The sequence below is a fragment of the Lentilactobacillus otakiensis DSM 19908 = JCM 15040 genome (assembly GCF_001434145.1).
In the GTDB taxonomy this organism is placed as follows: domain Bacteria; phylum Bacillota; class Bacilli; order Lactobacillales; family Lactobacillaceae; genus Lentilactobacillus; species Lentilactobacillus otakiensis.
This window is the reverse complement of sequence record NZ_AZED01000014.1, coordinates 479,476-498,760: the sequence shown is the minus strand read 5'-3', so window position 1 is coordinate 498,760 and position 19,285 is coordinate 479,476. Positions and strand designations below refer to the sequence as shown.

Sequence of the window (19,285 nt, the reverse complement as noted above, 5' to 3'; positions counted from 1 at the left end):
TTAGTTACAGTTCAAACTCTTGATTATCAGTGATTAGGCGGACAATGTGTTTCTCTGTCCGGGCATTTTCCGGCGGTAATTCCATGTAATCCCCATAAATTCTTGTCAAGATTGCATCATAATCTGCTGGCACGCGAATTTCAGTATCTTCAAAAGGTAAGTTGACGATATCATTAAGCTCATCCAAGCTGAGAATTTCCTTGTCGTAAGCGTATTGTGAAGCCAGATTTTTAACATTTGTCAAAGCAGGCTTGTCATTATACATCGTCATGACAGCTTCGCGTTGTTCCTTGAAGTCATCTGCAGTCTCAACTTGTTCTTCAGACAATGGATTTTGAAACTTCCTAATTGGATTGTCGATCACGTTATACCGCAGCTTTAAATAGATTCGACTGTCTAAACGTCGCATATCAAGGATTTGCCGACGTTGACGGGCAGGAGAGTCTGGAATCTTGTCTAGTGGGAAGATGTCCAAGAATACCCCTTTACGCGCGTTATTGACGTTGTTCTTTTCTTCGATAAAGGTATTCCGGTCAAGCAGCTTGGAATAGCTGAGAGCGTAATTTTCGTCCGTCCAGGGTGTCTGCAAGAAGTAGTGGGTGTCTTTTAGGTCATCTGATGTGACTTTCAAAAATTGCTCATAGTCTGCCCGCAGCATCCCGACATCCATATCATCATCCCAAGGAATGAACCCTTGATGACGGACAGCCCCGAGCATGGTCCCGCCGAGGGCAATATAGTGGATGTGATGTTTGTGGGTGATTGCCGCAAACTGTTTGAAAATATTCAGTTCAACGTGGTGAATCAGTGATACTGCTTCATCTGCCATAGATATCAATCCTTTTTTGTTATAAGACAATTATAAAACATAAATCAATAAAACGATAAAGTTAATCCATTTAGTTGCGACACTGGTTACTAAAATATATAATTAAGGTGATATAAGGTTTAATAATTAAAGGGGAATGGTGACAGATATGAGCAAAACAAATCAGGATCTATTGAAAGAAGCAATTGACGTTTATTTGTCGTCGCTTAAATACTTAGATAACTTTGTTTCTGAACCGGCAACTAAGTATGGATTGTCTTTCGAACAATACTTAATTTTACACACAATCGCTGAGAAACAGAACGTTTCACTAATGGATATTGCCAGCGAGCGAAGGGTAACTCGTAGTGCAATTTCACGTCAAATCAAAGTTCTATTACAGCATGATTATATTTTCCAGAAGCCGGCTGAAAGCGATCGCCGTCGATTATATTTACATCTGACACCGACCGGTGAGCAGACTGAAAAGCACGTCAACGATTTAATCACTAAACGATTTGACAGTTGGATTAGCCGTTACGGGGACGACAAAGTCAGAGCAATTTTGAAATTTATCAAGGAATTTGCTGCTGAAGAAATGAACAGCAAAAATTATAATAAATAAGCATTCTTGGCACCATATTTGGACCGGGACAAAACTTTTGGTTTTGCTGCCGGCCTTTATTTTGCGAAATTACCAGATTCATAGAGAGGGGATCGGCGGGCTTTGATAGGATTTGTGAGCGGAGTTGTCTTCGTGGCTTTAACTGTGCTACTAGGTACATATTTAATTAAAAATCGTAATTCATCAGTCATTGGCTGGTTGGCAAATTTGGATCTACTTGCTTTATTGTTCTTGTTATTGCAATTATTTGAAATGATTGGCCAGAAATATTATGCACTGGTCTTGGCGGTTGCTTTAGCGATTGTTGGCTTAGCCGTTATTTTGGGACTAATCTTAAGTTTTGTCTTTTTATTTGTGAACGCAGTGATTGTCTGGCGCAAAGAAGGGTATAGCTTGAGTGGATCGCTGACGTTGATTGCCGGTGTCGGCGTGGTTTTGGTGGATATTCTGATTTTCTTCAATCCCATTAATTTGCCAGTCCCAATTCAAACATTTGTCATGAGCTTTTTAACCATGCTGATTGCTTATCTGCTACTGACGGTTTGGAATACCCTTTCTTCTATGCTGCTGTATCAAATTTATTTTCCTCGCAGCAACAAAGATTACATTATTATTTTAGGTGCAGGTTTGGTCGATGGCCATAAAGTTGGTCGCTTGCTTGGTGGGCGAATCAACAAAGGAATTGAATTTTATAATAAACAAATCCACAAGACCAACAAGCACGCCAAAATTGTCTTTTCGGGCGGTCAAGGCGGCGACGAATTGGTGCCAGAAAGTGTTGCCATGAGAGACTATGCGTTGGAGCACGGAGCTAGAGGGGCAGATACCCTGATTGAGGATCAGTCAGTTAATACGCTGCAGAATATGAAATTTTCGAAAGCCCTGATTGATCGGGACTTTGGATCTGAAAAAGCCAGGATTGCATTTGTGACCAGCAATTATCACACGTTGCGGGCTGGTATTTTGGCCCATGAAGTTGGGATTAATGCTTTTGGAATTGGGTCCAAGACACCGTTTTATTACTTGCCGAATGCCGTTATTCGTGAATACTTGGCGTTGGTTGTGATGCATAAAAAGTTTCATATTTGGATGATTGGACTGATGTTTATTGGCTCAATTGTGTTGGGAATTGGTGCTTGGTTAGGTGTGATGTAGATTAATCGTTGTGAGAGTCGGCTTTTGGCCGGCTCTTTTTGTTTGTTGGGGGTTTAGGCTGTTGGATTGAAAAGTTGCGACTGTTATCTAGCGGAAACGTGTTCACCAAGCCAGCTTTCTCCGCTTAGTCCAATAAGGCCCATTAACGCAGACCCAGCGTTAATGGGCCTTATTACACAAATGCTCAAAAGCTAACCGGCTTGGTTCACACTCTTTCACACAAATTACCCACTTTCTTCACAACTTATTCACACAATAATAGATTACTTATTGTAGAATGTAACCATAGCAAGGGAGCTATAATTTCCATAATTTATTTAAAGAAAGGATGATTATTATGTTTAGTTTACTCTGGACACTTATCATTGGTGGATTAATTGGCGCACTTGCAGGAGCGATTGTTAGCCGGGACATGCCGATGGGCTGGATTGGTAATATTGTTGGTGGCCTGATTGGTGCATGGCTTGGAGAGGCAATCTTTGGTTCCTGGGGTCCTCAATTAGCCGGGATGGCAATTTTACCTGCAATTGTAGGTGCTGTTATCCTCGTCTTGGTTGTTTCAATGGTAACTCGTGGAATAGCCCGATAATTTACCTCTTTTCAGAAAGGAGGTTGCAAATTGAACAGATTTACGAAATTCCTCATATGGGTTGTCGGTTTGATTGGAATTGTTCAATCGGCTTGGCTGGTTGGCTTAGTTGTTCCGATCGATCATGTTTCCTCAACGATCGGAAAGACTGCCCAAACCGGCACCCCGTGGATCTTGGTGACTGCGATTGCCATTTCAGTAATCGTTGCCTTGGTTAGTCTGATAATGATTATAACCGCTATTTGTACACCTAGAAAAGCCGACCAGCTCCGATTCAAATCGTCGAACGGACGTCTGACCATTTCCAAATCTGCGATTGAAAAGATTTTGCAGAATCGCATTATGGAACAGGGAAATGTGAATGACGTGAAAGTAAAATTGCGATTAAGAACCAAGAATCGGGTTGCCCGGGTGACCGTGACTGCGGTTGATAAATTGAATCAGGATTTAGTCCAATTGGGTGAAGAAATTCAAACCATTGTTACCAAGCAGGTCCAGCAGTTGATGGATGTTGAAGTGAAAAAAGTGCGGGTGAAGGTCACTCCATTTGAAACTTCAAACAGACGACAGAAAGCCAGCCGCCCTCGAGTGGTTTAGGAGGAGGATGTCCATGAATGCAATTATGTACGGCGCCATCTTCGGTATGATCTGTGGCGTGGTGTGGGTCTTTGGCGGACTCAGCGGCATGCTGATTGTACTGGCACTGACTTTGATTGGGGCATTGATCGGCACTGTCATTTGGAAATTTGGCGGGATCAAAAGCTTAATCAGTCAATTAGTAAGCGACGAGTAGGAAGTTAACGATAGAAAGTGAGATGACTGCGATGGATGCAACAGTTACCAAACCAGACTTAACTAAGAAATTAACCTTCGAAAATTCAGTGATTGAAAAAATTGCCGGGTTGGTTTCGAGAAATGTAGAAGGGGTCCTGTCTTTAGACGGCGGGATGATGAGTGAACTGGCTGACCGGTTCTCCAAGACAACTGATCCGACAAAGGGCATTGATGCCGAAGTTGGTGAAAAACAAGTTGCCCTGGATATGGAAGCCACGATTGAATATGGTGCCGATGCCCGTCATATCTTTGATGAGATCTGTAGTCGGACTCAAAAAGCCATCAAACAATATACTGGTTTAGATGTTGTCGAAATCAATTTAAACATTAATGACGTTTTGACAAAAAAAGAGTGGGAGCAGCAGAGCACCCGCAAAAAAGACGATATTGCCAACACTGTTAATGATGACAGAGTTGAATAGCCAATGGAGGGAAAAACCATGACACAAGAAAATAACAGCAGCGTAGCAACCGTTCTGACTTATGACGATGATGTATTAGCAAAGATTGCCGGAAACACTGTTCGCGATGTGGATGGTGTGTTGTCCTTAGAGGGTAACTTGATTGATTCAGTGACCGATCGATTCAGCGATGAGACGAATCCATCGACTGGGGTGAAGGTAGATTTAGATAACGATGATAAAGAAGTCAAATTGGCGATGGATGCAGTGCTGGAATACGGCAAATGTATCCCAACTGTGTTCAATAAAATTACGACAAAGTTGACGCAGACAATCACGGAAATGACCGACTTAAAGCCAACCGAAATTAAAATTCACGTGAAGGAATTACAGACACGGGATGAGTATATGAAGAATAATCAGAAGAAGGATAAAAGTGAAAAGAAAAAATAATTTTGTTCGACACAAAAAGAGCTGACCGCGGTCAGCTCTTTAATTTTCACTTTTATATAGCCAGAACGTGTTCCAAAAGGCCGCTTCCTATGCGTAACTACGAATAACTTTCCGAGCTTTCAGCTCAAAAAGTGATCCTAAGTTACGCTACGGAAGTAAATCGCCTTTTTCCACACTCCTTTAATTCAGTTATGAGATTTATTTCGATCCAAGATTTTCTTAATTGTCATCATGATGGTGATTAGGATTGCCAGCACGGCTAAGGTAATTGCAAAAGGTCGATTGTTGGTTAACACCATTAGAATCAGACCAATTGCGATCGTTAGCACCATGGAGATATCAAAATGAGACATGATTCACACCTCACAAACTAAGCCATCGCTTCGTCTTCCTCAAGTTCCAGCCACAAGGCAAGCGCAGTTGGGTTAAAGTCAGGCCAACTGGAAATGTGTTCATACCCGCGGGACAAAAGTGAACTTTGTTTCCGCTTCTTGAGGTCATCAAAAACCGACAATGCAAAAAGATTATCTTCAAGGTCGGTGATAACGGTTCCCAATTTATGCTGCCACTCGGCAACCAGGTCCTGGTAGATCAATAATTTCCGAGCATTTTTGATTGTATAGTCAACCCCTTGATCACGCAAGGTTTGTTTATAATCTTCGTACTCTTGCAAAACAGATTCTTTAGCGGTTTCCCACTGGTCATTATTGTATCTGGACACTTTATTAGCCATTGTCGTTCCTCCCTAGTACAAAATATTTGGAAACATCAAGAAGATGGTCATCAAACAATTGTTTCGTCCCATCTTCACTCGAAAAGATATTTTGTCTACTGAAGAACATTAAACACTAAATTCAGAAATTTTGCAAAATCAAATCTTGACTAGTCCTCAACGGTTGCGCCAAGAACGTGCTCAAAGTGGTCGAGTGCCCAGTCGTTGCCGGCCTGAGTCAATCCGGCGACACCACTCTTATGAACGACAATGTTGTAGCACAGATTGTAGGCGTCAACTGCTGTATGCAAAACACAAATGTCTGTGCAGACACCAACTAAATGGACCGTATCGATATGGCGTTCACGTAAGCGAATATCTAAATCAGTTCCTGCGAAAGCACTGTAGCGCGTCTTGTCATACATATAGACTTTATCCTCGTTTTGATGATTTTTGAACCAATCTGACAAACCACCATAAAATTCACGTCCCCAAGTCCCGCGGACATTGTGAGGGGGGAACAGTTTCGTTTCTGGGTGATATGGATCGTTTGGCTTGTGCACGTCGGTTGGCAAAATAACCCAATCGCCGTTGGCAACAAATTTATCCGCCAACTTTAAAATGCTGGGTTCCAATTTTTGTCCTGGTTCGCCACAGCTAAGCGCACCTTTATCGGCAACAAAATCGTTAGTATAATCAATAATTAATAAAGCAGTATGAGATGCCATGAATGTCTCCTCCTAAACCTAAATTGATTAAAAGTCTGATTAACTTTTATTGGCTCAAAGATACACGCTATTTACCGAAAAATCAAATGTTTTGCCGTTTTGAATTTTAAAATGTTCGTCATTCATGAACAAGTGTTGACGATTTGGGGTTGACAATTTAAATATGAACCGTATACTGGTAAATATTCACAGAGAGCTGACATTTGCTGAGAGCTGGCACCCAATATGGCAATACTTAATGGCGGCAGCCTTATCTGCAATGAGAGGCAATACATATTGTATTGTGGAACTTGGGTGGAACCGCGTCTATGAACGCCCCTGGTACTGTAATTGGTACTGGGGACGTTTTTTTATTTATCATTTTAAGGAGGACACTATGGAAACTAAGGATCAGGCAAATTCATTATCTCGTTCGTTAAAGAGTCGACACATTCAGATGATCGCAATTGGTGGGGCGATCGGAACCGGATTGTTTCTGGGGTCAGGATCGGCTATTCACACCTCTGGACCGGCGATTATTCTGTCTTACCTAATTGTTGGGATCTTTTGTTTCCTGCTAATGCGGGGTATCGGGGAGCTTCTGTTGTCGGATACTTCCAAGCATTCGTTTCTGGACTTTGTCAAAATCTACTTAGGTGACCGCTGGGAGTTTGTGACCGGCTGGACGTATTGGTTTTGCTGGATTAGTTTGGCAATGGCCGATTTGACGGCGACTGGGATTTATATCAAATATTGGTTCCCGGGCGTTCCACAATGGATTCCACCACTGATCATCCTACTTTGTCTGTTTGGTGCCAATCTGGTCAATGTCGGATTATTTGGTGAAATGGAATCGTGGTTTTCGATGATCAAAGTGGTCGCAATTATTTTACTCGTTGTCGTTGGATTTGGCCTCGCAATTTTTCATACTAATGTTGATGGATCAACCGCGTCGTTTAGTCAACTAGTCAATCACGGCGGGCTCTTCCCAACCGGTGCCCGGGGCTTCTTGATGTCATTTCAGATGGTTGTGTTTGCCTTCGTCGGGATTGAAATGGTTGGATTAACGGCTGGGGAAACCGACGATCCGGAGGCCAACCTGCCAAAGGCGATTAACAGTTTGCCAATTCGGATTGGATTATTCTACATTGGTTCGATGATCGCCGTTATGAGTGTCTATCCTTGGGACAAAATCACCACGACTGCCAGCCCATTTGTTCAGGTCTTCTCCGGGGTTGGAATCGTCGGTGCTGCCGGAATCTTGAACTTTGTGGTATTGACTGCTGCCGTTTCTGCCACTAACAGCTGTCTCTTTAGTACCAGTCGAACCATGTACGCCCTGAGTATGGGTGGCAACGCCTCGTCATTTTTGACCAAATTAGGCCGAAATGGTGTCCCTAATATCGCATTAAACTTTTCGACCGCTTTTCTGCTGATCATTGTTGTATTGAACTACTTTATTCCATCCGGCGTCTTCAGTCTGGTCTCCAGTGTGTCAACCATCAATTTTGTGGTCGTTTGGGTTGTCTTGATTATTGTGCACATTAAATATCGTCGGGCACATCCAAAGGGCAGCAAGACTTTCAAAATGCCTGGCTATCCACTGACCGACTATCTGACTTTGGCATTCTTCGTATTCATTTTGGGATTCCTATTAGTGAACAGCTCAACTCGGGTTGCCATGGTGATTTCATTAATTTCGATCGGCTCGATGCTGGTTATCTACCAGGTTTCTCAGCGCCGTCATAAGTCTGAGTAGCTTGGGTATTGAAATCGTTCCTGGAAAAATTTAGACTTTAGTTATCAATAAAATAACGATTTCGAGGAACAATGATGATTAAAATTCATAAACTTGATACTTATACTTGGGTTGAGGCAATTTCACCAACCGAAGATGAACTAAATAAAATTACGACTGATTATCAGGCACCGGCTAAATTTAAAGGCTACATGCTTGATCGGCATGAGCAGCCACGGGCAACTTTTGACGATTTATCCGGTTTCAGTGCGCTGGTAGTCCGGGCAATTGCGGATCCGAAGCAGAGTCGAATGCTGACTTCGCCGATTTTTCTGGGGTTCAGCAACTCATTACTGATTACGGTGTGTCACGCTGCAGAACAGGCGAAGCTGGTATCGGAGCGTTCCGCATTGAACTATCAAAATGTGGCCGAACATATTCTGGCAATATTATTTGCCTTGATTTCCCCATACTTTGACAAATTAGATGAAATCAGTCAGAAGGCTGAAAAGCTTGAGGGGATGCATAATCGGGCTATTAGTAACCGCAGTTTGGATGAATTGGCAGCCCTGAAAACCAGTTTGGTATACTTGCGATCCGCCACCGCAGGAAACTTGATCGCGTTGCAGGAACTGCAGTCGACCATCAAAGACAATCTGCAGATGTCACCGGAATTGACCAGTAAAGCTCATGAAGAAATTGACGATCTGCTGATTGAATACAAACAATGCCAGACGATGTTTGATGTGGTCGGTGACGTTGTTCGAGAAACTGAGTCGGCATTTGGCAACATCTTGAATAATAAGTTAAATCAAACCATGCAATTTCTCACGATTTGGTCACTCATTTTGGCGATCCCACCGATTGTTTCTGGATTTTATGGGATGAACGTCAAACTCCCATTGGCCGGCCGCGGTGAAGCTTGGTTCTACACGATAGTTTTGACGATGGTCATGGTATTGTTCATGATTGTTTATATTAAAAAGGATCGTAGGTTCAAAAAATAAGAGTGCGACAAGCGGCACTTTGATCCCAGAATTTAGGCGCATCAATCAATCATTTCTGGTTTTGGAATGATTGATTGATGCGCTTAAATGGCCGGGATCAGCCGATTGGAGCACGTTTCAACTAAATAATAGCAGAACAAACGAAAAAAAGATCCCCACGGCAGCTCAAACTTTTGCCGTGGGGATCTTTTCGCTAAATTGCTGAAACATTTTTGCCGGTATCGTATCGCTTGAGTGCATCAAACGCGCCGGTTACGTTACCTCGTAAAATATCGTTATGGTCAATGTCGATTATTTTAAAGTTCATCAGCAGTTCGTCGGGAAGATCACTGATGATCCGCCGATCCATTAAGATGATGTCAGCACATGGCTGAGTAGCATCAAAGAAATGGTCTGGGATAATATCAACGAATAATTGCAGTGAATGTAATTTTTCCTTGAGTCGATCACAAAAATGTTGAATGAGGACATCGTCAACAATGGGATTTCCGGTCAATGATGGCTGTATTTTTCCTACTCGGATATCACCAACTACTTTAATGTTCACGCTTGTCACCGTCCTTGTCGAATTTATCAATCAACGCAATACTACACGATTGTTTTTGATCCGGTGGCAAATCAGCTGATTCTTTTCTGAAAATTAACTATATTAACAAAATTATAATAAATGAACCTTAAAAACAGATCAAAAGTGAAAATAAGAGAAACGAAACCGTTGAAACATTGGCACGTTTTTCATAATTGCGGAAATTGACCCTGGATTCAAAATAGACATAAAACGCTAAAATAGCGGCGATTAAAATGATTTTCAAAAATGAAATCGATAGGGTTAGGCAGAGCATTAAAATTAAAACGGAAATAATAATCATTGAAAGCTGATTGTTGCGTTTCATGAACGCGTAATAGGAAAAGAAAATGTTAGCAAAGATCATTAACGTGATGTACATTAGTGAAATCAAGGAGAAGTAATGATGATAGGATGTGGTGAATAGCAACACCAGACCGGTGCCACTGATGAAGCCGTAAATAATCCAGCGACAGTGAGGCTCATCGATGAAATTAGAAATCAACAGGACGTTAGCCAAACCGAAGTCAATTAATATCAGCCAGACATTGATGCTGGGGGTGTCGAAATACAGCGAGGCCAGCAGGATGCCAAGAACGATGTCAATGATAATCACCATCAAGGCGTTTTTACGTGGTCGGGAAACTTCGTTCAACAAAACAGCGAATACCAGACCGATTAAGACCAGATGCAGCAGTCGAGGATTGATGAAGAACATTTTTAATGAAATATTAGCAAACAGCATCCAAATGAAGAGCATGCTGAAAACGCGCAGTCCTGATTGGATTAATGTGTTTCGGTCAATGTTTAACATTTCGCTGCCCCCTGATTGTTTTCAATAGATAATTACAGAAATAATCCTACTGGTTTTGCGTGGAATGGTCAATGGACAGCCAAAAATAAGGTTTGAAATCCAAAACTTTTATGATAAGATTGTAGAGTTATGAGTTCCCGATAGGATTCACGTGATGCGTGAAGAAGCCTTGTAACCTTAAAAAATAATAGGGGGAAAATGAAATGCGCGAAAAACATTTATTTACTTCGGAATCAGTTTCAGAAGGCCATCCAGATAAGATTGCTGATCAGATCAGTGATGCCATTCTGGATGCCTTGTTAGCAAAAGACCCGGATGCCCGGGTAGCATGTGAAACCTCAGTTACGACCGGTTTAGTATTTGTATTCGGTGAGATTTCCACGACGGCATATGTTGATATTCAAAAGGTTGTCCGAAATACCATCAAGCGGATCGGTTACGCAGATGGACGTTACGGTTTTGATGGCGACTCTTGTGGTGTCATTGTTGCTTTAGACGGTCAATCACCTGATATTGCATTAGGTGTTGATGATGCCTTAGAGCAGCGTGAAGGTAACCAGGATCCGTTAGATCAGATTGGTGCCGGTGATCAGGGACTCATGTTTGGCTATGCCATTAACGAGACACCTGAATTGATGCCACTACCGATCTCATTAGCTCACAAGCTGATGAGAAAACAGGCCTCGCTGCGTAAGAGCGGTGAGATTGGCTACCTGGGCCCAGATGCCAAAGCAGAAGTGACCGTGGAATACGATGACAATGCTAGACCAGTTCGGGTTGACACGGTTGTTTTGAGTACTCAACATGATGATGGTGTTCGGTTGGATCAAGTGCGAAACGACGTGATTAACCTCATCATTAAGAAAGTCATTCCCGCCAAGTACCTTGATGATAAGACCCGTTATCTGGTGAACCCAACTGGTCGCTTTGTGATCGGTGGTCCTCAAGGGGATGCCGGTTTGACCGGACGAAAGATTATTGTTGATACGTATGGTGGATATGCCCATCATGGTGGTGGTGCCTTCTCCGGGAAGGACGCGACCAAGGTAGACCGTTCTGCCAGTTATGCAGCCCGATACATTGCCAAGAATATTGTTGCCGCCGGCTTAGCAAGTGAGGCAGAAATCCAGTTGGCATACGCCATTGGGGTTGCCAAACCGGTTTCAATCGATATTAATACTTTTGGTACTGGTAAAGTATCTGAAGACAAATTGATTGATGCAACTCGAGCATTATTTGACCTGCGTCCTGCAGGTATTATTAAGATGCTCGATTTAAAGAGGCCAATTTATGAACAGACCGCAGCGTATGGTCACTTCGGAAGAACAGACATCGATCTTCCTTGGGAACATACCGATAAGGTTGATGCGTTAAAAGACTATTTCAAGTTATAAACAGCTGACAAGCAAAACGCCCTTGAAAATTCAAGGGCATTTTTTTGTTTAATTTTAAAGAAAAGAGGTCATTTCATGACGAAAACAGCTACCAAAAGTAACGTAACCCTGGTGACAATTGCCTTATTTGTCGCCACTTTTATGGCAGCAATCGAAGGGACAATCGTGTCGACTGCCATGCCAACAATTGTCGGCGACCTGCGGGGAGTTTCCCTAATGAATTGGGTCTTTTCCATTTTCTTACTAACAAATGCGATTGCGACTCCAATTTATGGCAAGCTGGCTGACAGTGTTGGTCGAAAGCCGATGTTTATTGGTGGTATTTTGATTTTCATCTTTGGGTCGGTAATGTCCGGTCTATCTCATTCGATGGTAGTTTTAATTTTCTGGCGGGCCGTTCAAGGAGTCGGTGCCGGGTCGATTATGCCGATTTCAAACACGATTATTGCTGATATCTATCCGTTGGAAAAACGCGCCCAGGTGCTGGGGTTGAACTCATCTGCCTGGGGGATTGCCTCAGTGATTGCACCACTACTAGGTGGCTTTATTGTGGATCACTTAAGTTGGCATTGGATTTTCTTCATTAATTTGCCGATTGGCTTAATTGTGATGGTGATGGTCCAGTTGTTCCTGCATGAAGATAAGCATCATACTACGAGCAAAATGGATATCGCCGGAACAACCTGGTTGACGATTATGCTGTTGGCAATTATGTATGCCTTCCAATTGGTTGGCCAAGACCCGATTAATTGGCAGATTGTTGCCGCATGTTTCCTGGTGGCTTTGATTGCCACAGTGATGTTCATTCGTACAGAACGGTTAGCTGCCGATCCGTTGATTCCAATGGAATTATTCGATAACCGAACCTTTGTCGTTCAGAATATCGTTGTATTCCTGGTCAGTGGCTTTTTGATTGGCTACGAGGTTTACCTGCCGGATTGGACTCAAGGAATTTTGGGCTTGCGGGCTTCCATGGCCGGTTTTGCCGTGACCCCCAGTTCATTAATGTGGATTGTCGGTTCATTTTTGGCTGGTAAATTGCTAGCCAGAACCTCACCATACCGGATTATCAACTTAAGTCTCTTCTTTATCTTGGTCGGGGCGATCATTATGGTCTTAATTCCGGCATATACGCCGTTTGTGGCCTTTTTAGGCATTTCCATGATCTGCGGTACCGGATTTGGATTAACGGTTACTACGTCGATTATTAGCGTTCAAAACGAGGTCAAACCAACTCAGATTGGGGTGGCAACTTCCTTTAATACCCTCTGTCGAACATTGGGGCAGACGTTGATGATTTCAATTTTTGGAATTGTCATGAACATGACCATGTTGCGGGGTGTTCGACAGACTGAACACACCTCGTTAAAAATGATGGACAAGTTGATCAATCCCTTAACTGCCAATCAATTAAGTGACAAAATTTTACCGCAGTTGAGAAATATTTTGTACAACTCGCTCCACAACGTCTTTGTGGTTGGCCTGATCTTAATCTTAATTGCATACGCCGCTAATTTAGCCGACCGAAAAAATAAAAAAGAGCGGATCAATTAATCGATCCGCTGAATCGCCATCAAAATTGGTGGGAAATGCTTTTGATTTAAAAAGCTGTATTTTAAAACACTGTATTGTTTTTGGTCTAATTGACTGCCAAATTCAAGAACGGTGTTTTTTTCTCGTTCACCGCCGGGATGTCCATAATAGGCCACTACAACCACGACGCCGTTATGACATAAGTGGTTGAGGCATCCTTTAATTGCCGCAATCGTGGTTTCCGGATAGGTCACAATGGTTTTGTCACCACCAGGAAGGTAACCAAGGTTAAAAATGGCGCCGGAAATCATTGTTTCATAGGGCAAAATCTCGTCCACTTTGGCATGACTAATATTATAAAGATAGACATTTTTTGTTTGGACGTGATTGGATTTGAGGAGCGCCTTGGTATTTTCAACCGCCTCCCCTTGGATGTCAAAGCCATAGACAGTCCCTTTTTTACCAACCAAGTCGGTTAAAAACAAAGTATCATGACCATTGCCCATCGTGCAGTCGACAACCGTATCACCAGTGTTCACTGTTTCAGATAGGAGTTCATGACTGAATTCGAGTGCTGATTTAATTTTCATGAGATACCTCCCGCAAATTGATTGAATGCCCATTGTGAAACTGTGAGGGTGACCAAGCCCAAAGTCCAGCCGCCTAAAACATCACTGGCAAAATGCACCCCAACATAGATCCGGCTGATGCCGATTCCCAGAATCAGAATAATCAAGAGAAGATCAACGATCAATTTCTGGGTGTTGTTTTTCAAAATTCTGTTAGCCAGCAAAAGCAGGCTGCCCGCAATGACCATGATGCTCATTGAATGGCCGCTCGGGAAACTGCTGCTGTGGACTGATACCAAATGTGTCAGTGTTGGTCTTGGCCGGTTGATAAAATGTTTCACCAGGCTGTCAATCGGGGCAGCCAATACGACGCCATTTATGAGCAGAAATAAGGCTGCTTTGATTTTTCGGACCAGAAATAGGATTAACCCTGCACCGACAGTGAATCCCAGCAATGATTCAAAATTACCTAGTTTGGTAAAATGAATCATAAACGAGGTGAGGCTTGGGGTGGCCAAGTCCCTGACCATGTGACCGAAATAATTGTCGAACGAATTGATCCATTCTTTATGTAGTACAACGCCATAAGTCAGGATGAGAAAAATGACCAACGAGATTAAGCCAAGGGATGTGGAAATTTTTTGTGATTGCTTTTTCATGTCTTCAACTCCAATAACTAAAATTATAGCACTCTGGGCAGTTGTTTTTTAAAGATCGTTTTGGTATGATAATAAACAATAATTTCAATTTGTGAAAATGCAGAGACGAATTAGTAACTAACTGCCTGTTTTCCAGAAACTGAGTGGCTGCTGTGAACTCAGAACAGGTTGTGGCGAACTCATCGTCGAATGCTTGGTCGAACAAAGTAAACTAAGCCGGTTTATCGCCGTTATTGATTCGAGAGCTCAAGCAATTGAGAATATAGGTGGTACCGCGATAAATCGTCCTATAAGAAACCCAGTCTGGTTTCTTATGGGGCTTTTTTCATTTATTGGAAAATATGAAAGGTGGAAGTTGCAAAATGGCATACAATCATGAGGTAATTGAGCGTAAATGGCAGCATTATTGGAAAGAACATAAAACATTTAAGACGACTGAAATTGCTGACAAAGAAAAATATTATGTCTTGGATATGTTCCCTTATCCATCAGGTCAAGGGCTGCATGTTGGCCATCCTGAAGGCTACACGGCTACTGATATTATGGCCAGAATGAAGCGGATGCAGGGGAAGAATGTTCTTCACCCAATGGGATGGGATGCTTTTGGATTACCTGCAGAACAGTATGCATTAAAGACCGGGCATAATCCCCGCGACTTTACAGCAAAGAATATTAAGACCTTCAAACGACAAATTCGTTCACTGGGATTCTCGTACGATTGGGATCGTGAGATTAATACCACTGACCCAGGTTACTACAAGTGGACTCAATGGATCTTCGAACAATTGTATAAACGCGGTTTGGCGTATGAAGATGAAATCGAAGTTAACTGGGCACCTGATTTTATGGGCGGCACGGTGGTTGCCAACGAAGAAGTTGTTGACGGCAAAACTGAACGTGGCGGTTATCCGGTTTACCGGGTGCCAATGCGCCAATGGGTACTCAGAATTACCGCGTATGCTGATCGTCTGATCGATGATTTGGATGATTTGGATTGGCCGGAAAGTATCAAGGAACAGCAACGTAACTGGATCGGCCGTTCTCGTGGTGCCAGTGTCTTCTTCCAGGTTAAAGGTCATCCAGATGACAAGGTCGAAGTCTTCACCACTCGTCCAGACACTTTGTTTGGTGCCACATACATGGTCCTGGCACCTGAACACGACTTGGTTTCAAAAATCACAACCCCAGAACAAGAAGCAGAAGTTAAAGCTTACCAAGATGAAGTTTCACGTAAATCAGATCTCGAACGAACTGATTTGAACAAAGACAAGAGTGGGGTCTTCACCGGTGCGTATGGAATTAACCCAATGACTGGTAAAGAAGTCCCAATCTGGATCGGTGATTATGTTCTGGAATCATACGGAACTGGTGCCATTATGGCCGTTCCAGCACATGATGACCGTGATTATGAGTTCGCTAAAAAGTTTGGTCTGCCAATTGTGCCGGTTATTGAAGGCGGCAATACTGATGAAGCCGCATTTACTGGCGACGGTCCCCATTTCAATTCCGGTTTCATGGACGGCATGGGCAAAGATGATGCGATTAAGGCAGCTATTGATTGGTTGACTGAACACAAAGCTGGTCACGAAAAAGTTAACTACCGACTTCGTGACTGGATCTTCAGTCGTCAACGATACTGGGGTGAACCAATTCCGGTTATTCATTGGGAAGATGGGGAGACGACTTTGGTACCCGAAGATGAATTGCCGCTTCGCTTGCCAAAAGCCAAAGATATTTCAGTTTCAGGTGGTAAAGAAAGCCCACTTGCCAACTTAAAAGACTGGGTTAACGTGGTTGATAAAAATGGCCGCAAGGGTAAACGTGAAACCAACACCATGCCACAATGGGCTGGTAGCTCATGGTACTGGCTGCGCTACATGGATCCTCATAACGATAAGGCAATTGCCTCACCTGAAAAGTTAAAGTATTGGTCACCAGTCGACTTGTACGTTGGTGGTGCAGAACATGCCGTACTGCATTTGCTGTATGCCCGTTTCTGGCACAAGTTCTTGTATGACCTCGGGGTTGTGCCAACCAAGGAACCATTCCAGAAGTTGGTTAACCAAGGGATGATTCTTGGAACCAACCACGAAAAGATGTCCAAGTCTAAAGGTAACGTCATCAATCCTGATGATATTGTCGATGAATATGGTGCGGATACTTTGCGGGTTTACGAAATGTTCATGGGCCCAATCGATGCTGCCAAGCCATGGAGTACTGAAGGTATTCATGGTGCTTATCACTGGCTCGACCGGGTATGGCGTTTGTTGATCGATGACAATAACCATTTGCGTGATCGGGTTACCACGATCAATGATGGCAAGCTCGACAAAATCTACAACCAGACCGTCAAAATTGTTTCCGATGACTTTGAGCACATGCGCTTTAATGTCGGCATCTCTCAAATGATGGTCTTCGTTAACGACGCATACAAGGCGGACTCATTGCCAATTTCCTACATGGAAGGCTTCGTCAAACTATTGTCGCCAATTGCACCTCATATTGCCGAAGAGCTCTGGAGTTTGTTGGGTCACGATGGCACCATTACCTATGAGCAATGGCCAACTTACGATGCATCCAAGTTAGTTGAGAGCACGGTTCAAATGGTGGTTCAAGTCAATGGTAAAGTTCGTTCACATATCAAAGTAGCGCGTGATTTGGCCAAAGATAAGGTTGAAGAAGCTGCTAAAGGTGACGAAAATGTTGAAAGATATTTGGATGGTAAGACGATTCGAAAAGTGATTGTCATTCCAAACAAGATTGTGAATATTGTAGTTGGTTAACTAGTTGAAACACAGAGCAGTCAGGAAAAACTTTCCTGACTGCTTTTTTGCATTCCAAATTTTGATTAATTTCAAAAAAACAAAAAATATCCAGTACTTTCTCCGTATATATATTACGAATGAAACGAATCATGTCGTTTTGAAAAATATTATAAGGAGAAGGATAATGGATAAATTTTTTACGAGAAATTCTGATAAGTATACTGGTACCAAAAGATGGGGAGCTTTGCTGTTAACGGCGGCCAGTGGCGTTATGCTGTTGCAGACACCGATCATTCATGCTAATTCGTTGGTTGTGCATGAGGATCGTCTTATATCTCAATCACAACAGGTTACTTTTTATGTCCAGCCACAGTATCAGTCGGATCAAGACAAGTCTTGGCAGGATGTTCCTGGATCAGAATCAATCAAGATCGCGGGAATTCCAGGACAGCCATTCGAAGTGCCGACTTTGAAGAATTTTGTACCAGAACGTGAAATGGGAACAGTTCCAACAACTCACACGGATTCAGCACATCCACTCAAGCTTAAATATCTCAAACACTCTACGGGTCTGTACACGGCAACCGTCAATATTGACTATGTCAAACACAAAGGGTACACAATCGACACCGACACAAAAACATTGCATTATGCCGACTCAGTCACCATCTTCCCCAAACAAGTTGCTGGATACAAATTGTTTGACATTGAGCTGCCTAATCAATACTTTCACAAGAACCCTGATCAGTCCGTGAGCTTCACATTTAAGGAATTGAGAGACCCAACTTATACCGTCAGGTTCTCTTATTTACCAGTTGAAACACCCCAACCAAATGAAGAGGCAAATGCCGAGTTGCCCACCGATTCTGGTGAAGAAAGGGATGAAAGTCAAAAGCCGAAAGTGAGTGATCCAGCTGTTACCGTCCCTGACAATCACAAACAGAGTGACAATCAATCAGAAACTCCGGCAGATCAGCAAACAACCGATCAATCTATCCCTCAGACTCCTAAAAGTGGCAATCAATCGGCAGATATTGAAAAGCCGAACGTCGATCATCAGGACCCTGAAGAGCGAGAAAAACCCGCAGATAAGACTGCTGAGAATCCCAAATCTACTGAGAAGCCAGAACGTACTTACAAACCCAAACCCAGTGATAAGCCCAAGCCGACTGACAAGCCAAAACCCACTGAGGAAGCCGGTAAGCAACCGGTAGACGCTTCCATCAAGCCATCCCTGGAAGCAAAAACACGAGAATCAGTCAAAGCGCCCAAAGCTAAACCAGAGGCCGAAAAACGGCTTCCAGATAGTCGAAACGCCATCGTTCATCCAGAGGTTTCAGAAGGTGATAAATCTCCAATCGAATCACCAGCCAATCAGAATGATTTCAATCATTTTCAAATCAAATCTGACACTGTCAATGCCACCAGGCCGGATTCACAAGTTAATGATAGCCTTGCTGTCAAAGGGATGGCGATTTATGCGATTAATAAAGTTGCTATATACAAGCATCGTAATTTTCAGCGGGCCGATCGGATTTTTGTGTATCCTAAGCAAAAGCGATACGCTCGGCCCATGTTTGTTGTTACTGGCTACGCACGTTCCGCGGCAGGAAAGTTACGGTATCGGGTGCGGGATGTGAATCATTTAAGTCCTTCGAATGGCCAAATTGGCTACATGACGGCCAGTTGGGGGTATGTGAGACCTGTATATTATGCTGAGCGGCATCTAAAAGTCAAAGTGATTAATCCGACCGGTGTGCATGGATATTCGCAGCAGAATCTAAGCGGCAAGCGTGCATCGTACAAATTTGGTGAGATTTTATCAGTCAAGCAGATTGTTCATTACCATTTAACAACTCGATTTGTATTGACTAACGGATCATACGTTACCGCGAACCGTAAACTTGTTAAAACCATCAAATAATGCGCAAAAAACAGCCAAAATCCAAAACGGACT

At 42.9% G+C, this 19,285-nt stretch carries 21 protein-coding genes, 1 riboswitch and 1 other annotated feature; of the genes, 13 read left to right on the top strand and 8 right to left on the bottom strand.

What is annotated here, in order from left to right; all coding sequences use genetic code 11:
• Positions 1-4: 4 nt before the first annotated feature.
• Complete coding sequence (locus tag FD05_RS09985) at positions 5-829, bottom strand: LicD family protein (protein ID WP_020280068.1); 825 nt, start codon at positions 827-829, stop codon at positions 5-7.
• A 136-nt stretch (positions 830-965) separates the two neighbouring features.
• Between FD05_RS09985 and FD05_RS09980 the strand changes: the two genes are divergently transcribed.
• The 7 genes from FD05_RS09980 to FD05_RS09950 all read left to right on the top strand — a co-directional run bounded on the left by FD05_RS09980 (position 966) and on the right by FD05_RS09950 (position 4,865).
• On the top strand, positions 966-1,433 hold the full coding sequence (locus FD05_RS09980) for a MarR family winged helix-turn-helix transcriptional regulator (protein WP_020280069.1): 468 nt from the start codon (positions 966-968) through the stop codon (positions 1,431-1,433).
• Between the two features lie 132 nt (positions 1,434-1,565).
• Positions 1,566-2,588: a YdcF family protein gene (locus tag FD05_RS09975; protein WP_020280070.1), complete on the top strand. Its 1,023-nt coding sequence runs from the start codon at positions 1,566-1,568 to the stop codon at positions 2,586-2,588.
• A 337-nt stretch (positions 2,589-2,925) separates the two neighbouring features.
• The gene (locus FD05_RS09970; protein WP_020280071.1) at positions 2,926-3,177 is read left to right on the top strand and encodes a GlsB/YeaQ/YmgE family stress response membrane protein; all 252 of its coding nucleotides are present in this window, start codon (positions 2,926-2,928) and stop codon (positions 3,175-3,177) included.
• A 30-nt stretch (positions 3,178-3,207) separates the two neighbouring features.
• On the top strand, positions 3,208-3,774 hold the full coding sequence (gene amaP, locus FD05_RS09965) for an alkaline shock response membrane anchor protein AmaP (protein ID WP_039932282.1): 567 nt from the start codon (positions 3,208-3,210) through the stop codon (positions 3,772-3,774).
• A gap of 13 nt (positions 3,775-3,787) precedes the next feature.
• Positions 3,788-3,970: a hypothetical protein gene (locus FD05_RS09960; RefSeq protein WP_020280073.1), complete on the top strand. Its 183-nt coding sequence runs from the start codon at positions 3,788-3,790 to the stop codon at positions 3,968-3,970.
• Between the two features lie 31 nt (positions 3,971-4,001).
• Positions 4,002-4,433, top strand: a complete 432-nt coding sequence (locus FD05_RS09955) for an Asp23/Gls24 family envelope stress response protein (protein ID WP_020280074.1) — start codon at positions 4,002-4,004, stop codon at positions 4,431-4,433.
• An 18-nt stretch (positions 4,434-4,451) separates the two neighbouring features.
• A complete protein-coding gene (locus FD05_RS09950) occupies positions 4,452-4,865 on the top strand; it encodes an Asp23/Gls24 family envelope stress response protein (RefSeq protein ID WP_039932284.1) in 414 nt (137 codons plus the stop codon).
• Between the two features lie 185 nt (positions 4,866-5,050).
• Here the strand turns inward: FD05_RS09950 and FD05_RS11690 are convergent, their stop codons facing one another.
• The 3 genes from FD05_RS11690 to FD05_RS09940 all read right to left on the bottom strand — a co-directional run bounded on the left by FD05_RS11690 (position 5,051) and on the right by FD05_RS09940 (position 6,305).
• Positions 5,051-5,218: a hypothetical protein gene (locus tag FD05_RS11690; protein ID WP_156401571.1), complete on the bottom strand. Its 168-nt coding sequence runs from the start codon at positions 5,216-5,218 to the stop codon at positions 5,051-5,053.
• A gap of 17 nt (positions 5,219-5,235) precedes the next feature.
• Complete coding sequence (locus FD05_RS09945; RefSeq protein WP_020280077.1) at positions 5,236-5,598, bottom strand: hypothetical protein; 363 nt, start codon at positions 5,596-5,598, stop codon at positions 5,236-5,238.
• A 149-nt stretch (positions 5,599-5,747) separates the two neighbouring features.
• The gene (locus tag FD05_RS09940) at positions 5,748-6,305 is read right to left on the bottom strand and encodes a cysteine hydrolase family protein (RefSeq protein ID WP_020280078.1); all 558 of its coding nucleotides are present in this window, start codon (positions 6,303-6,305) and stop codon (positions 5,748-5,750) included.
• Between the two features lie 376 nt (positions 6,306-6,681).
• Here FD05_RS09940 and FD05_RS09935 point away from each other — a divergent pair, with 376 nt between their 5' ends.
• On the top strand, positions 6,682-8,043 hold the full coding sequence (locus FD05_RS09935; protein ID WP_020280079.1) for an amino acid permease: 1,362 nt from the start codon (positions 6,682-6,684) through the stop codon (positions 8,041-8,043).
• A gap of 74 nt (positions 8,044-8,117) precedes the next feature.
• Positions 8,118-9,029 carry a magnesium transporter CorA family protein gene (locus FD05_RS09930; protein ID WP_020280080.1) on the top strand — a complete coding sequence of 304 codons (912 nt, stop codon included), beginning with the start codon at positions 8,118-8,120 and terminating at the stop codon, positions 9,027-9,029.
• A gap of 193 nt (positions 9,030-9,222) precedes the next feature.
• Here FD05_RS09930 and FD05_RS09925 read toward each other — a convergent pair whose 3' ends face one another.
• Positions 9,223-9,576, bottom strand: a complete 354-nt coding sequence (locus FD05_RS09925) for a hypothetical protein (RefSeq protein WP_020280081.1) — start codon at positions 9,574-9,576, stop codon at positions 9,223-9,225.
• 127 nt (positions 9,577-9,703) lie between these two features.
• Complete coding sequence (locus FD05_RS09920; protein ID WP_020280082.1) at positions 9,704-10,408, bottom strand: hypothetical protein; 705 nt, start codon at positions 10,406-10,408, stop codon at positions 9,704-9,706.
• Positions 10,409-10,530: 122 nt separating this feature from the next.
• Positions 10,531-10,614: riboswitch (SMK box riboswitch) on the top strand.
• On the opposite strand from FD05_RS09920, the gene metK reads away from it, so the two are divergent.
• Both metK and FD05_RS09910 read left to right on the top strand, forming a co-directional pair.
• Positions 10,612-11,802 (top strand): methionine adenosyltransferase, encoded by a 1,191-nt coding sequence (metK, locus tag FD05_RS09915; RefSeq protein WP_020280083.1) that lies wholly within the window; start codon positions 10,612-10,614, stop codon positions 11,800-11,802. Its footprint overlaps the riboswitch before it by 3 nt.
• Before the next feature lie 75 nt (positions 11,803-11,877).
• The gene (locus tag FD05_RS09910) at positions 11,878-13,356 is read left to right on the top strand and encodes an MDR family MFS transporter (RefSeq protein WP_020280084.1); all 1,479 of its coding nucleotides are present in this window, start codon (positions 11,878-11,880) and stop codon (positions 13,354-13,356) included.
• Here FD05_RS09910 and mnmM read toward each other — a convergent pair.
• Both mnmM and FD05_RS09900 read right to left on the bottom strand, forming a co-directional pair.
• A complete protein-coding gene (gene mnmM / locus FD05_RS09905; protein WP_020280085.1) occupies positions 13,353-13,925 on the bottom strand; it encodes a tRNA 5-(aminomethyl)-2-thiouridylate-methyltransferase MnmM in 573 nt (190 codons plus the stop codon). The two genes, FD05_RS09910 and mnmM, sit on opposite strands and share 4 nt — an antisense overlap.
• A complete protein-coding gene (locus FD05_RS09900; RefSeq protein ID WP_020280086.1) occupies positions 13,922-14,563 on the bottom strand; it encodes a phosphatase PAP2 family protein in 642 nt (213 codons plus the stop codon). The genes mnmM and FD05_RS09900 overlap by 4 nt, the downstream gene beginning before the upstream one ends.
• A gap of 91 nt (positions 14,564-14,654) precedes the next feature.
• Positions 14,655-14,856, top strand: a binding site (T-box leader).
• A gap of 69 nt (positions 14,857-14,925) precedes the next feature.
• Here FD05_RS09900 and leuS point away from each other — a divergent pair.
• Positions 14,926-17,346 (top strand): leucine--tRNA ligase, encoded by a 2,421-nt coding sequence (gene leuS, locus FD05_RS09895; protein ID WP_020280087.1) that lies wholly within the window; start codon positions 14,926-14,928, stop codon positions 17,344-17,346.
• Between the two features lie 166 nt (positions 17,347-17,512).
• Entirely contained in the window at positions 17,513-19,252 is a 1,740-nt protein-coding gene (locus tag FD05_RS09890) for a DUF5776 domain-containing protein (RefSeq protein WP_020280088.1), read from the top strand.
• The last annotated feature ends 33 nt before the right edge of the window (positions 19,253-19,285 follow it).

Coding starts and splice junctions, on each gene's coding strand:
- FD05_RS09935 (WP_020280079.1), top strand. CDS start 6,682: ATGGAAACTAAGGATCAGGCAAATTCATTATCTCGTTCGTTAAAGAGT.
- FD05_RS09980 (WP_020280069.1), top strand. CDS start 966: ATGGTGACAGATATGAGCAAAACAAATCAGGATCTATTGAAAGAAGCA.
- FD05_RS09955 (WP_020280074.1), top strand. CDS start 4,002: ATGGATGCAACAGTTACCAAACCAGACTTAACTAAGAAATTAACCTTC.
- leuS (WP_020280087.1), top strand. CDS start 14,926: ATGGCATACAATCATGAGGTAATTGAGCGTAAATGGCAGCATTATTGG.
- FD05_RS11690 (WP_156401571.1), bottom strand. CDS start 5,218: ATGTCTCATTTTGATATCTCCATGGTGCTAACGATCGCAATTGGTCTG.
- FD05_RS09890 (WP_020280088.1), top strand. CDS start 17,513: ATGGATAAATTTTTTACGAGAAATTCTGATAAGTATACTGGTACCAAA.
- FD05_RS09985 (WP_020280068.1), bottom strand. CDS start 829: ATGGCAGATGAAGCAGTATCACTGATTCACCACGTTGAACTGAATATT.
- FD05_RS09910 (WP_020280084.1), top strand. CDS start 11,878: ATGACGAAAACAGCTACCAAAAGTAACGTAACCCTGGTGACAATTGCC.
- FD05_RS09945 (WP_020280077.1), bottom strand. CDS start 5,598: ATGGCTAATAAAGTGTCCAGATACAATAATGACCAGTGGGAAACCGCT.
- FD05_RS09950 (WP_039932284.1), top strand. CDS start 4,452: ATGACACAAGAAAATAACAGCAGCGTAGCAACCGTTCTGACTTATGAC.
- FD05_RS09960 (WP_020280073.1), top strand. CDS start 3,788: ATGAATGCAATTATGTACGGCGCCATCTTCGGTATGATCTGTGGCGTG.
- FD05_RS09900 (WP_020280086.1), bottom strand. CDS start 14,563: ATGAAAAAGCAATCACAAAAAATTTCCACATCCCTTGGCTTAATCTCG.
- mnmM (WP_020280085.1), bottom strand. CDS start 13,925: ATGAAAATTAAATCAGCACTCGAATTCAGTCATGAACTCCTATCTGAA.
- FD05_RS09930 (WP_020280080.1), top strand. CDS start 8,118: ATGATTAAAATTCATAAACTTGATACTTATACTTGGGTTGAGGCAATT.
- FD05_RS09970 (WP_020280071.1), top strand. CDS start 2,926: ATGTTTAGTTTACTCTGGACACTTATCATTGGTGGATTAATTGGCGCA.
- FD05_RS09920 (WP_020280082.1), bottom strand. CDS start 10,408: ATGTTAAACATTGACCGAAACACATTAATCCAATCAGGACTGCGCGTT.
- metK (WP_020280083.1), top strand. CDS start 10,612: ATGCGCGAAAAACATTTATTTACTTCGGAATCAGTTTCAGAAGGCCAT.
- FD05_RS09940 (WP_020280078.1), bottom strand. CDS start 6,305: ATGGCATCTCATACTGCTTTATTAATTATTGATTATACTAACGATTTT.